Annotated in this window: 13 protein-coding genes; 12 read left to right on the top strand and 1 reads right to left on the bottom strand. The window is 36.2% G+C overall.

The features are described from left to right. Positions 1-63 precede the first annotated feature (63 nt). The 7 genes from FS486_RS05375 to FS486_RS05345 all read left to right on the top strand — a co-directional run bounded on the left by FS486_RS05375 (position 64) and on the right by FS486_RS05345 (position 7,789). On the top strand, positions 64-1,050 hold the full coding sequence (locus FS486_RS05375; protein WP_144510300.1) for a LacI family DNA-binding transcriptional regulator: 987 nt from the start codon (positions 64-66) through the stop codon (positions 1,048-1,050). A 107-nt stretch (positions 1,051-1,157) separates the two neighbouring features. Further along, positions 1,158-2,435 (top strand): histidinol dehydrogenase, encoded by a 1,278-nt coding sequence (gene hisD / locus FS486_RS05370; protein WP_144510299.1) that lies wholly within the window; start codon positions 1,158-1,160, stop codon positions 2,433-2,435. A gap of 30 nt (positions 2,436-2,465) precedes the next feature. Further along, complete coding sequence (locus FS486_RS05365; RefSeq protein ID WP_144510298.1) at positions 2,466-3,788, top strand: GntP family permease; 1,323 nt, start codon at positions 2,466-2,468, stop codon at positions 3,786-3,788. A gap of 84 nt (positions 3,789-3,872) precedes the next feature. Next, entirely contained in the window at positions 3,873-4,820 is a 948-nt protein-coding gene (locus FS486_RS05360) for a 3-hydroxyacyl-CoA dehydrogenase family protein (protein ID WP_144510297.1), read from the top strand. Next, entirely contained in the window at positions 4,820-5,584 is a 765-nt protein-coding gene (locus FS486_RS05355) for an SDR family NAD(P)-dependent oxidoreductase (RefSeq protein WP_144510296.1), read from the top strand. The genes FS486_RS05360 and FS486_RS05355 overlap by 1 nt, the downstream gene beginning before the upstream one ends. A 12-nt stretch (positions 5,585-5,596) precedes the next feature. Then, entirely contained in the window at positions 5,597-6,361 is a 765-nt protein-coding gene (locus FS486_RS05350; RefSeq protein ID WP_144510295.1) for a 3-hydroxybutyrate dehydrogenase, read from the top strand. A 429-nt stretch (positions 6,362-6,790) separates the two neighbouring features. Beyond that, a complete protein-coding gene (locus tag FS486_RS05345; RefSeq protein WP_144510294.1) occupies positions 6,791-7,789 on the top strand; it encodes a YecA family protein in 999 nt (332 codons plus the stop codon). Positions 7,790-7,878: 89 nt separating this feature from the next. Here the strand turns inward: FS486_RS05345 and FS486_RS20065 are convergent, their stop codons facing one another. Then, positions 7,879-8,043 carry a hypothetical protein gene (locus tag FS486_RS20065; protein ID WP_186321369.1) on the bottom strand — a complete coding sequence of 55 codons (165 nt, stop codon included), beginning with the start codon at positions 8,041-8,043 and terminating at the stop codon, positions 7,879-7,881. 163 nt (positions 8,044-8,206) lie between these two features. On the opposite strand from FS486_RS20065, the gene mprF reads away from it, so the two are divergent. The 5 genes from mprF (at position 8,207) to FS486_RS05320 (ending at position 13,059) form a co-directional block, all read left to right on the top strand. Then, the gene (gene mprF / locus FS486_RS05340; protein WP_186321368.1) at positions 8,207-10,783 is read left to right on the top strand and encodes a bifunctional lysylphosphatidylglycerol flippase/synthetase MprF; all 2,577 of its coding nucleotides are present in this window, start codon (positions 8,207-8,209) and stop codon (positions 10,781-10,783) included. Positions 10,784-10,857: 74 nt separating this feature from the next. After that, positions 10,858-11,085, top strand: coding sequence for a hypothetical protein (locus FS486_RS05335; RefSeq protein ID WP_144510292.1), 228 nt, complete (start codon positions 10,858-10,860; stop codon positions 11,083-11,085). Positions 11,086-11,163: 78 nt separating this feature from the next. Then, on the top strand, positions 11,164-11,595 hold the full coding sequence (locus FS486_RS05330; RefSeq protein ID WP_144510291.1) for a YusW family protein: 432 nt from the start codon (positions 11,164-11,166) through the stop codon (positions 11,593-11,595). 131 nt (positions 11,596-11,726) lie between these two features. Continuing rightward, positions 11,727-12,074 (top strand): PadR family transcriptional regulator, encoded by a 348-nt coding sequence (locus FS486_RS05325; RefSeq protein WP_144510290.1) that lies wholly within the window; start codon positions 11,727-11,729, stop codon positions 12,072-12,074. Next, complete coding sequence (locus FS486_RS05320) at positions 12,061-13,059, top strand: hypothetical protein (protein WP_144510289.1); 999 nt, start codon at positions 12,061-12,063, stop codon at positions 13,057-13,059. Before FS486_RS05325 ends, FS486_RS05320 begins: the two co-directional genes overlap by 14 nt. The last annotated feature ends 106 nt before the right edge of the window (positions 13,060-13,165 follow it).

Below are 13,165 nucleotides of genomic sequence, written 5' to 3'. Positions count from 1 at the left end.
TTTCCATAGCGAAAGATAAATAGTATATTCTTAATAACTTAACTGGAAAAGGTAGTGAATAGTTTGAAACAGAGTGTTACAGCAAAAGATGTGGCAAAATTAGCAGGTGTGTCGCAATCCTCCGTATCAAGAGTGTATTTCGAAGGGGCAACTGTTTCTAAAAAAACGCGAGAAAAAGTACTAGAAGCAGCTAAAGAGTTAGGGTATAGACCGAACGAGTTTGCTCGTAGTCTCATTACAAATAGAACAAAAATAATTGGATTAGTAATGAAAGGCATTCAAAACCCTTTTTATCCACAAGTATTAAAACAATTCACTACTGCTTTTAAAAAATTGGGATATAGTATCTTGTTTGTATATACGAACAATGATGAGATTCAAAAAGAAGATATTGAAATATTATTAAACTATAATGTTGCAGGGGTTATAATCACGGATGCTACATTATCCTTAAAAGTGACAGAAAATCTAAAAGAAAGCCGAATTCCTCTTGTACTTTTCAATCGTAAAATTGAGGAACAACAATTTTACTCTGTTTGTTGCAATAATTTAGATGCAAGTAAAAAAATTGCTCAATATTTAATCGAAAGAGGATGCTCGAACGTTGTATACATTTCTGGAAATGCAAATACATCTACAAGTAGAGAAAGGGAACAAGGTTTTACCTCTATTCTTAAAAAAAATAATATAGTTTATACGAAATATTCTTCCGATTACACATATGAAGGTGGCTATAAAACAGCGAAAATTATTATTGCAGAAAAAAAGGTACCTGCTGCTTTTTTTGTGGCAAATGATATCATGGCGCTCGGAGTTATAGATGCTTTACGAGAAAGTTCTATTATTGTCCCAAAGGAAACAAAAGTAGTTGGATTTGACAATATAGAAATGGCGTCCTGGCCAACTTATAATTTGACCACGTGGGAACAGCCGATTACTGAAATGGTTGAACGTACAGTAGATTATTTAATGACTGAAATTGATGATTATTCTGGATATGCACAAAATGTTGAAATAGACGGAGAGTTAATTGTGCGAAAAACTACATAATTTGTATTGACTTATAGTAGTTTTTCGAATACTCTTACTTGTATAGGTTTTTGCATACGTATGCAAAAATGAATGTATACGTTTTCAAAGAGAGGAAGGAATATATAATGGTAAAAATTTTAAAAGCAGGTAAATCACAAGAAGAAGTGAGTGCTAATGATTTTAAAGTATCTCAAATTGTATCTGAAGCATTGAAAGATGTAGAAGTACGAGGGGATCAAGCAGTTCGGGAATTATCTGATAAATTCGATAAATGGTCTCCAGAATCATTCAGACTAACTGAAGCTCAAATAAATGAAATCGTTTCCAACGTTCCGGCAGAAGTAATTGAAGACATTAAATTTGCTCAAAAGAATATACGAGCATTTGCAGAGGCACAACTTGCTTCCCTGCATGATGTAGAAGTTGAAAATATTCCTGGTGTTATTTTGGGACATAAGAATATCCCGGTAAATAGTGTAGGTTGCTATATTCCAGGTGGTCGTTACCCAATGGTAGCTTCTGCACATATGAGTGTGTTGACTGCGAAAGTAGCTGGAGTTAAACGTGTTATCGCATGCACACCGCCTATCAACGGGGAAATTCCTCATGCAACAATCGCTGCTATGTCTTTAGCTGGTGCAGACGAAATTTACTTATTAGGTGGAATTCAAGCGATGGCTGCGATGGCAATCGGTACCGAAACGATTGAGTCCGTCGATATGATCGTTGGACCGGGTAATGCGTTTGTAGCAGAAGCAAAACGTCAATTATATGGCCGAGTAGGAATCGATTTATTCGCTGGTCCTACAGAAACCTTGGTAGTTGCTGACCACACTGCAGATGCTGAGATGATTGCAACTGATCTTCTTGGACAAGGGGAACATGGTCCGACTTCTCCAGGAGCACTTATTACTACTTCTGAAAAATTAGCAGAAGAAACAGTAAAAGAAATTGAACGTCAATTAGAAACATTACCGACTGCAGATGTGGCACGCGTTTCCTGGGAGGATTACGGACAAATTCTTTTGGTAGATTCTATCGAAGAAGCACGTATTGAAGCGGATCGTCTAGCATTTGAACATGTGGAAATTTTAACGGAAGATCCAAATTACTTCCTTGAAAATATGACGAACTATGGTTGTCTGTTCTTAGGACCAGAAACAAACGTAGCATACGGAGACAAAGTAATTGGAACGAACCATACATTACCAACTAAAGGTGCAGCTCGCTACACTGGAGGACTATGGGTAGGTAAATTTATCAAAACAGTTACGTATCAAAAAGTAACACCAGAGGCTAGTGCTTACATTGGTGAATACGCAGCACGTCTATGTCAATTAGAGAACTTTGCAGGGCACGCAGAACAAGCATTACTTCGTGTTAGAAGATACGGAAATAAATAATTCGTTAATAGGGGTATTGGGGGAAAGATTATGTTAGGGATGATTGGTTTATTTGGCGGCTTAGCGCTATTGATTTATTTAACGATGAAGGGGATGAACTTGCTTATAGCAGCTCCTCTTATGGCTTTGTTAGTTGGAGTTTTAAATGGCTTGCCACTTTTTCCGCAGCTTGCAGAAGAAGGGGCAGCAAACTTTTTAACAAACTATATGACAGGATTTACTGGTTTCATAGCTTCCTGGTATTTGATGTTCTTAACAGGTGCTATTTTCGGTAAAGTTATGGAGGATAGTGGGGCAGCAGATAGTGTTTCTAAATGGATCGTTAGTAAAATCGGTATGAAACGTGCTGCGCTCGCTATTGTTATTGCATGTGCTTTTCTAACTTATGGTGGAGTGAGCTTATTCGTTGTAGCATTTTCTGTATATCCAATGGCATTAAGTTTATTTAAAGAAGCAGATCTACCACGACGCTTTATACCAGCGGCACTTGGTTTTGGATCTACCACTTTTACAATGACTTCAGCGGGTTCTCCAGAAATCCAAAACTGGATTCCTATTGAGTTTTTAGGAACAACTCCGTATGCTGGATGGGAAGTAAGTTTTATTGTCGCAATATTCATGATGGTATTCGGATACTGGTGGTTGAAAAAAATGATTTCCAAAGCAGTATCTAAAGGTGAGCGTTTTGTTAGTAGAGAGACGGATCCTACTATGGAAGCTCGCAAGGAATTGCCAAATCCTTTATTAAGCATGATTCCATTATTAGTAGTTTTATTAATTTCATTCTTTTTCCATAAATCACTTGGAACTTCTGCTTTAATCATAGCTTTAACTGGTGGTATTCTATCGACTTATTTAATCAACAGAAAGTACTTCCAAAACTTTGGAAAAGCACTTGGAGACGGAGCAATGGGAGCGATTATTGCTATTGCCAATACTGCGGCAGTAGTTGGGTTTGGTGGAGTAGTAAAAGCAACTCCTTCCTTTGAAGCAGCTGTTAACTTTATGACAGATATACCAGGAAGCCCACTAATTGGTGGGGCACTTGCGGTAGCGGTTATTGCTGGTCTTACTGGATCGTCTTCTGGTGGACAAGCAATTGCCTTACCACTTCTAGCACCACATTATTTAGACCTAGGGGTCAATCCAGAAGCATTGCACCGTTCTGTTGCGATTTCTTCCGGGTCACTGGATTCACTACCGCAGGGTGGGTATGTTGTAACAACAATTCGCTCCATCGCTGGTGAGACACATAAAGATGCATATCCTGCATTTGGAGCATTGACGGTAGTAGTTCCTATTTTAGGTGTTATTTTAGCTGTTATTTTGTTCTCATTTGGTTTAGGACTTTAAAAGTCATACCCAGCAAACTTTTTCTTCATTAGTTTGTTGGGTATGTTTCGTTGTACATAAAAATAAAAAAGGGATGTGGATTATATGGAAAACGTATCAATTATCGGTTGTGGAACAATGGGGCATTCGATTGCCCTATCAGCCGCTTGGGCAGGACTGACTGTCAATGTGTATGGGGTAAATGAAAAGGATTTAGAAAATGCGGATAAAGGTTTGCGTAGTAAACTAAAGGTAATGATAGACAATGAGGTTTTTACTGAATCTACTGCGGAACAAATTAAAGGAAGTATCAAGTTATCCACTTCCTTAGAAGAAACAATTGAACAGTCTACATTTATAATAGAAGTTATTCCAGAAGTGTTAGATTTGAAAAAAGAAATGTACAAAAAAATTGAAAGTATTGTCTCTAAAGAAGTAGTGATAGCAAGTAATACATCTGGTTTTAAACCAAGTCTATTAGCAGAAGAGATGCAGTATCCGAATCGTTTTATCGTAACTCATTTTTGGAATCCTGGACATCTTATTCCTTTAGTGGAAGTAGTAAAAGGCGAGCATACAGATGAACAAACAATAGAGCGAGCAATGCAAGTGATGAGAGATATGAACAAGCAACCGATTTTATTGAATAAAGAAATACCGGGTTTCATAGGTAATCGCTTGCAATATGCATTATTCCGTGAAGCACAATCTTTACTAGATGCGGGTGTGGCTACAAAAGAGGACATTGATGCAGCAGTTACGTACAGTATTGGACGTCGTTTACCGGTAACTGGACCATTAATGACGGCAGATATGGGTGGACTCGATGTATTTTCGGCAATTTCCAATTATTTATTCGAGGATTTGAGTACTGATCTGAAGTCGGGTAAGGAACTTACGAAGCTAGTAGAAGAAAATAAGTTTGGAGATAAAAGTGGAGAAGGCTTTTATACATGGGACACTGATTTTTCGGAGCAAAAAAATGCAGAGCGGGAGCAAACACTTATTCATTTTTTAAAAAATGATTTAACAAGAAATGAGGGGAAAAAGTAATGGAACCATTTTTCTCTGAACTTGCACACAAGACGGTAATTGTCACAGGGGGTAGCAAAGGGATTGGAAAAGACATAGCCATAACATTCGCCAAGTTGAATGCAAATGTAGTAATTTCTGGTCGCGACAAAGTAGCCTTGGATGAAACATTAGGTGAACTGCATGTATTTAATGACCAATGTATCGCTGTACAAGGCGATCTGAGTGACATTAAAGCTGTAAAAGACTTAATAGAAACTGCCGCAACCAAATTTGGTGCAGTAGACGTACTTGTGAACAATGCAGGAGTTAATATTGCTAAACCTGCTTTGGAAGTAACGGAACAAGACTGGGATACTGTACTTGACTTGAATTTGAAGTCTGCTTTTTTTGCTAGCCAGGCAGCGGCAAAATATATGCTAGCCCAAAAAAGTGGTAAAATTATAAATATAGCTTCCCAAATGGCTTTTGTCGGTTATTATAAGCGAGCTGCATATTGCTCTAGCAAAGGTGGGCTTGTACAGATGACGAAAGCTTTAGCTGTTGAATGGGCAAAGCATGGGATAAAAGTGAATGCAGTAGCACCAACTTTTATAGAAACAGAGTTAACTGCAAAAATGTTTGAGGATATAGATTTTAAACAAGATGTGGAAAATCGTATTCTATTAGAGGGACTTTCAAAAGCCGAAGATATTTCTGGAGCGGTATTATATTTAGCATCCGACCTAGCTAATTTTGTGACTGGGGAAACGATTAAAGTGGATGGCGGCTGGACTGCTATTTAAGGAGGATATGTAATGGAAGGAAATGTTTTATTTATAACTGGAGCAGCACGTGGGATTGGCTTTGATATTGCGAAGGCATTTTCTGATGCGGGAGCGAGCGTAGTAATTTCCGACTTATCCCAAGAAGCAATAGACGAAGCTGTTGCAAAACTTAATGGGAATGCAAAAGGAATTGTATGTGACGTAACAAAAGAAGAAGACATCCAGCAGGCAATTCAATTTACGGTAGAAACTTATGGCAAAATTGATATTTTAGTAAATAACGCAGGAATGCAACATGTATCGATGATTGAGGAATTCCCTACTGAAAAGTTCGAATTACTTGTGAAAATTATGCTGACAGCTCCTTTTATCGCTATCAAACATGCATTGCCTCATATGAAGGCACAAGGCTTCGGTCGTATTATCAATATGGCATCCATCAATGGGGTCATAGGTTTTGCAGGAAAAGCTGCGTATAACTCGGCGAAACATGGGGTAATCGGATTAACCAAAGTTGCAGCATTAGAGTGTGCGGCTGATGGTATCACGGTAAATTCTATTTGCCCAGGTTATGTAGATACGGCTCTTGTTCGAAACCAATTTGAAGATTTAGCAAAAACTCGTAATATTCAAGTGGAACAGGTGCTAGAAGAAGTACTCTATCCACTGGTCCCGCAAAAAAGATTGCTTGATATTCGAGAAATTACAGATTTAGCATTATATATTGCAAGCGAGTCAGCAAAGGGATTAACTGGACAAGCAATTATTTTAGACGGTGGCTACACTGCACAATAAACCTTGGAAAATACCCTTGAAGTTAATAACTTCAAGGGTATTTTTGTGTTAGTTAGAAAAATGTAGCTCCTAGTTGTAATTTTGGAGCTTTTAGTTGTAAAAACTATAAGTTTAGTTGTAATTCCTATAAATGTTCCTAGATTACGGCCATAAGATTACCAAGAAAAGAGATGTTGAAAAATAGGTCAGTAATATTCATCATCTCTTAAAATAATCGGTTATTATAAAGCATAAGTCTTTTCGAAAACGCTAGATACAGGTTTTGATCTTAAAGGGTGCTTGTGCTTTTCTTAAGTGCGAGCGAGTAGCATCTCCGTAGTTATTTTTATAAGAAAATATACCCCAAGCCGTTCGCACCTTAATATTTCAAGTAAAACGTGATAAACTAAGACTTCAGCAAATTTTTAACTTATTGAAGGACGTGTTTTAATGATAGGTCGTAACGATCCATGCCCATGTGGCAGCGGAAAGAAATATAAAAAGTGTTGTGAGTCTAAAGAGACTATTACAATAGAAGAAGTGCAAACAGAAGAGTTAGAACGAATTTTACAAACGTTTTATGATGAATATCCAGAAAGAAAAGATATACCGGCGTTTGCGGATCTTGTGAAAACTTGGACTGTGCCGTTAAAACAATATCTTGATGAAGAAATGATTGAAGCGATTGTGCTTGATGAATTTTTCTTTCATCATAAGCCAGAGATTTGGAATAATTACTTAGAAAAACAACAGAAGAAAATAGTGCGGCCTTCTACTTTACATGCTATCCGTCGTTGGAATGAACCGCGTGTATTTGTAGGAGAAGTGGTAGATGTTGCTGACGATTATATGACCGTTACGCATATTTTAACTAAGGAAACCATTCAGCTTAGACGAGAAAGTGAAAAACCAGTTCCTGTTGGTGTACATATGTATTGTTTCATCTTGCCAGATGGAACTACGAAAGAGAATCACTTTTTAGCAATATCTAGTCTGATTTTCTTCCCGATAGATTATAATAATGTTTTTGAAGTTTTAATAAGCCGATATGAAACGCAAAATGTATTATCTGCGGAAGAATTTCTAAAAGAAAATGGTACAATGTTGTGGAGTTTACTTGGTGAAAATGGCTATGAAGGTGGGGAATATACCCAGTTCGAAGCAGGTGTTTTACAAGTCGCGATAAAGTTCTTAGAGGAAAATAATCGTGATTATCATAAGCTATTAGAAATTGTAGAAGACTATTTAGTGGAGCAGCAGCCAAAAGCGCGGAAAGAAGTTGCAATTGCCGCAGGTGCCATTAGGTTCGGACAAGAAAGAGGATTATATGAGCCGCTAGAAATGACTATAAAAGAAATAGCGGAATGGTTTAATGTATCCACTTCGTCCTTAAATAAATACTATAACGATTTGAATGCATATTATGAACAGTTAACTAATGCAAATTAAATTACCAAACGCCAAGCAAAAATAGACTTTGCTTGGCGTTCTTTCTGAAAAAATTAATGTACACATCTAACTTTTAATTTTTTTTCGAATTATGATGTGGTATGTCCCGATGTGTTTCTTTGTTTCATCCCTCGTATAGGAGTATTGGTAAAGTTTTCAACCTGCTTTGCTATTTTGTCACGTGAGTTTTTATTTCTTAATAAATATGCAGCTCCCAATCCAAGGGCAGCTAATGCCATTTTGTTTTTGCTCATGGAAAACATCTCCTTTCGTTTTGGATTTCATTATATATAATTCCCCAATTGCATTGAAATAAACTATTTAGAATTTATAACTTCTTATATAGAAGGGATTAAAATAGATTAAATAACAAGATAAGTTTAAACTGTATGGAAATAAGAAATGGGGTGGAAAGCGTTGAGGGAATTTTGGAAAACTCCATTATTTTCACGAATGCTTAAAATATTTGTTCCAATTTTAATATTACTCGTGTTTTATTTTGAATCTAATCAGGCACTAAAAAATCTAGATTTTACCCTTTTAAAGAATAATATTAATGACTTGGCAATGAAACAAATTATTATCATAATCCTCGCCGGAATTTGCGCTGTGTTCCCAATGGTTTTATATGATTTTGTTTTGTTGCGTCATTTGCAATTGAAGGTTCGAGTTAGAGAGACAATCGTTTATTCATGGACTGCAAACACTTTATCAAACTTTATTGGGTTTGGTGGAATAGCTGGAATGATGATTCGGACTTTTTTTTATAGCAAGCATGGCTATGAGAAAAAGAAACTCGTGAAAGGAATCGGCCTAATCACTTTATTTTACTTGTCTGGAATGTCATTGATAAGTTGGTTTCCATTAATTGGAATTATTGATACGCCTATCTTTGAGGAAGTAAAATGGATCCATATAGCCATACTTGGTCTTGCCTTATACTTTCCCATCTTAATTTTTATTGTAAAACGAAAGAGAGGCGCATTCAGGCAAGAGATCATTGATAGTAAAGAGGTCTGGTCTTTAGCTGTAATTTCTCTTTTGGAGTGGAGCTTTGCCTTTATATTAATCTATATAATAACAACGCTCTTAGGAATTTCCGTGCCACTTTCTATTATGTTTGCTACATTTATCGTTGCTTCTTTCGCAGGAATTATAAGTATGCTGCCTGGCGGAATTGGTTCTTTTGATTTGATGTATTTACTTGGAATGGAAGGTGTCGGTGTTCCTACTGAAACCACTTTATTAATCTTACTGCTTTATCGTATCAGCTATTTTATCATACCCGCTTTAATGGGTGTCGTCGCTTTGTTGTTTTATTTTTGGAGAGAAATGAACCAAAAGCTAAATAAAATACCTTCTACTATTTTACAAAGTATTAGCCATTGGATTGTCACCGTTTTTGTACTAATGGCGGGAATTATTTTGTTAATATCCGCAGCTATCCCAGCTGCTCTAGAGCGTATAAAAATGGCAAATGAAATCTTAGCTTTACCAGTGATGAATATGTCGCACAAGTTTACGGTTGGTCTAGGGATTTCTCTTTTAATGTTGACGAGAGGGATACAGTATCGTGTGAAATGGGTGTATGTTTTGACACTGGTAACATTATTGTTTGCGGCAGTCATATCGTTATTCAAATGGTTTGATTATGAAGCTGCAATTTTTATCTCTATTGTATTTATTATTCTTTTGTTTTCTAAAAAGCAATTTTATCGAGAAAATATTGTTCCTACGTGGGGGAAATCATTGATAGATATCACGGGAATAACGGTTATTATTGGTGTTTTTATATTTATTGGGACCGTGAATCTACCGTCCTCCCGTATTAGTGTTCCTTGGAGACTTCAACCATATGTCATTACAGATTCGGTAGATCTATTTTCAAGTGCGTTAATAGGCGTATTACTCGCTATACTGTACATGACTCTCGGGTATTTACTTACAAGACCAAGAAACTTTCCTTTTAAAAAGTCTATCGAATATGAGGATGAAATTAAAGAGCATCTTGAAAAATATGAAGGTACTGTTGTATCACATTTAATCTTTTTACACGACAAATATATCTTTTGGAATCATTCTCATACTGTAATGCTTACTTTTCAAAAGTACTCGGATAAATTGATCGTATTAAGCGACTTAGTAGGGGAGAAAAATGATATTCTGCAAGCAATGGAAGAGTTTCATGATCGTGCAAATATTTATGGTTATACACCGGTCTATTATCAAGTTACATCTAAAATGCTCCCATATCTTCATGAGAATGGTTACGACTTTTTTAAATTGGGAGAAGAGGGAGTTGTGAACCTTCCTACTTTCGAATTAGCTGGTAAGAAAATGAAAAACTTACGTGCAAATAAAAACAAGTTAGAAAGAGAAGGATATCATTTTCAAGTAGTTCAGCCGCCTTATTCGAATGAGTTGTTTGCTAACTTAAAAAATATTTCAGATGAATGGTTGGATGGACGGAAAGAAAAAGGGTACTCTTTAGGATGGTTTAATCCTGCTTATTTGAACGAAGGACCAATTGCTTTAGTAATGAATAAAGATGGTGAAATTACTGCATTTAGCAATGTAATGCCTGCTTATGATAGAGAAAAAACGGTGTCTATAGATTTGATGCGTTATAAAGCAAATGCTGCGAATGCCACAATGGATTATATGTTTATTAAACTGTTTGAGTGGTATAAGCAACAGAATTACGAGAGATTTAACCTAGGGATGGCACCTTTGGCGAACGTAGGAATTTCCAAGTATTCATTTTTAACAGAAAAGATAGGGTATCAAATTTTCCGGTATGGTCACGCATTTTATCATTTTAAAGGATTGAAAAAATTTAAAGAAAAGTACGCGGATCAATGGGAGCCAAAATACTTGGCGATACGTAAAAAAGCTTCCTTGCCGATTACAATGGCTCAAGTTTCCTTGCTCATAGCTCGTTCCGGACCAATCATTAAAAATAAACCCGGGACAATTTTTTCTAAGTTTTTCTGATTATGCCTGAAAAGGTTTAGTAAGATGAAAACAGGTTAAACAGAAATTAATAAAATGAAAAAGGAGCGATAACTATGACAAACAAATCATCGGAAGATCGCGAACGTCAAGACATTCCAGGCAGAATTCTGGATAACCCTGATTTGGTAAAAACGGAGAAGGAAAGTATTTTTGATAGAGATGAAGAGATGAAAACCGTAGATCCTATACCCGTAGAGGAACTAAATGAAAAAGTGAAGGATGAAAAAAATAAACACCATACTAAATCTACTTCTGCAAGTGAGGAACGCTATCCCGATTAATGCCGTATGAGATTCTTCTTTTATGGATATAGCTAGTTTAGGAGTCGTATCCAATGGAAAAGGGAGGCTATATTACTAATGAAAAAGTATTCAATATTCGGCAGCATCTTTTTATCGACCGTATTATTATTAGGCGCTTGTGGAGATAAAGAGGAAGTGAAGAATGCGCCGACTGAAGATAAAATAGTAAGTGAATTTGGATTTCGTTCTTTTGACTTAGAGGTAGATACCCCGGATCATAAAGAAGCAATTGAAGCTTCTTTTGATATCGATATATCAGAAACAGAAGCGGAATATGTAAATCGTATTGAACCAAAGGATTTAAAGGGTGACAAAGCATATAAAGAGCTGGAACCCATTTTTAAAGAGTTGGGTTTAACGAAGGACATGAAAAAAGATGAAGTGATTGAAAAGGTTTCCCAAGCATTTGAAGTGGAAGATTATACAAAGTTTAATCTAGAAGTCGAATTTCCGGATGGAGACGAAAAAGAATATAAAGATGAAAAGTAAAAATCTTTTTTTAAGTCATGATTAATTTCATGGCTTTTTTTGTGTATAAAAAATTGTCCGGTAATAAAAAGTGTATTATACTCGGTATAATAATAGTGTACGACGTATAGTATAAGTAAGAGAGGTGGAGCATGAGTAAATTAATAAGTTCAATGATAACAGAATTACGGAGAGGAACATTAACGCTTGCTGTATTGAGTCAGCTTAGAACTCCACGTTATGGGTATTCTTTAGTTCAACTACTGGAAGAGTCAGGTGTCTCGATTGATCAAAGTACCTTATATCCTTTGCTCCGTCGCTTAGAAAAGCAAGAACTAGTAGAAAGCAGTTGGGACACAACGGAAAGCAGGCCAAGAAAATACTATGTACTAAGCGAATATGGAATAGCAGTTTTAGAACAGTTGAAGGAAGAATGGGAAAAAACAACAAGAGAACTACAAATATTATTGAAAGGGGATGAGGAGAATGCACCTGATTGATATTTATATACAGGAAGTAACATGCAGACTTCCTGTAAAGAACCGAGAGGACATTGCGCTAGAGTTAAGGTCAACTATTGAGGATATGCTCCCGGAGAATTATTCAGAGAAAGAAGCGAAGGAAGCACTTGTAAGTTTAGGCAACCCGGCAATGCTTGCAAGTGGATATGCAGATCGCCCGATGCATTTAATAGGACCAAGATACTTTGATATGTACGTAACTTTATTGAAGATGATCATACCGATAGTCGCAATAATCGCCTTACTGATCGTCATTTCGGAAAAAATTTTTACTTATAATGGGGATGAGGCAATACTGGTTATTATTCTAACTATTGTGGGACATGGGATTTGGGGAGTAATTAGTTCATCGATTCAGACATTTTTTTGGATTACACTCGTCTTTGCTATTTTGGACCGGACGGATAATTCAAAAGATAAATCGCCACTCACTGCCAATTGGAAAGAATGGACACCAGATGATTTGAAAAGTATACCGCACATTATGAAAGAAAAGAAAATTTCCAGAGCCGATGTATTTGGTAGCCTGCTATGGATTGCAATTTTTGTTGCCGTCTATTTCAATGCAGTTCATTTAATAGGTGTATATGAAAAGGTACAAGGGAAACTCCAGTTAATCATACCAACCTTCAATCAAGAAGTATTACATTCCTATTGGTTTAGTGTTACAGTCGCACTAATATTAGAAGTTGCTTTTGTTTTTTATAAATTTATCACATCACAATGGACTACAAAGTTGTCTATTATGAATACTGTACGAACAATCGTTTCAACACTCGTTTTTATCACGATATTAAATAGTGATAATTTGATTAACATAGAGTTCTATCAGTATTTAGAGGACTTGTTTCATTTTTCTTTTGAGCTTCAAAGCCCTGTCAAATGGGGAATTATTATATTGTGGACAGTTTTTGCTGTATTAGATGTGGTGCAAGGATTTCGAAAATCGAATATTCGTGGATAAGAAGAGAAGAAGAGAAGCTTCAGCAACTCTTCTTTTTCAATTATTACAAAGTTATTAAAATAAGATTGTAAAGGTTTTTTTGAATGAACTGCTGGGTATATCATAT

This window comes from Bacillus sp. FJAT-22090 (assembly GCF_007676755.1).
Taxonomy (GTDB): Bacteria; Bacillota; Bacilli; order Bacillales_A; family Planococcaceae; genus Psychrobacillus.
The sequence above is the reverse complement of the archived record's forward strand: the minus strand, read 5'-3'. Positions and strand labels throughout refer to the sequence as shown.

Coding starts and splice junctions, on each gene's coding strand:
- hisD (WP_144510299.1), top strand. CDS start 1,158: ATGGTAAAAATTTTAAAAGCAGGTAAATCACAAGAAGAAGTGAGTGCT.
- FS486_RS05350 (WP_144510295.1), top strand. CDS start 5,597: ATGGAAGGAAATGTTTTATTTATAACTGGAGCAGCACGTGGGATTGGC.
- FS486_RS05345 (WP_144510294.1), top strand. CDS start 6,791: ATGATAGGTCGTAACGATCCATGCCCATGTGGCAGCGGAAAGAAATAT.
- FS486_RS05325 (WP_144510290.1), top strand. CDS start 11,727: ATGAGTAAATTAATAAGTTCAATGATAACAGAATTACGGAGAGGAACA.
- FS486_RS05355 (WP_144510296.1), top strand. CDS start 4,820: ATGGAACCATTTTTCTCTGAACTTGCACACAAGACGGTAATTGTCACA.
- FS486_RS05320 (WP_144510289.1), top strand. CDS start 12,061: ATGCACCTGATTGATATTTATATACAGGAAGTAACATGCAGACTTCCT.
- FS486_RS20065 (WP_186321369.1), bottom strand. CDS start 8,043: ATGAGCAAAAACAAAATGGCATTAGCTGCCCTTGGATTGGGAGCTGCA.
- FS486_RS05365 (WP_144510298.1), top strand. CDS start 2,466: ATGTTAGGGATGATTGGTTTATTTGGCGGCTTAGCGCTATTGATTTAT.
- FS486_RS05330 (WP_144510291.1), top strand. CDS start 11,164: ATGAAAAAGTATTCAATATTCGGCAGCATCTTTTTATCGACCGTATTA.
- FS486_RS05360 (WP_144510297.1), top strand. CDS start 3,873: ATGGAAAACGTATCAATTATCGGTTGTGGAACAATGGGGCATTCGATT.
- FS486_RS05335 (WP_144510292.1), top strand. CDS start 10,858: ATGACAAACAAATCATCGGAAGATCGCGAACGTCAAGACATTCCAGGC.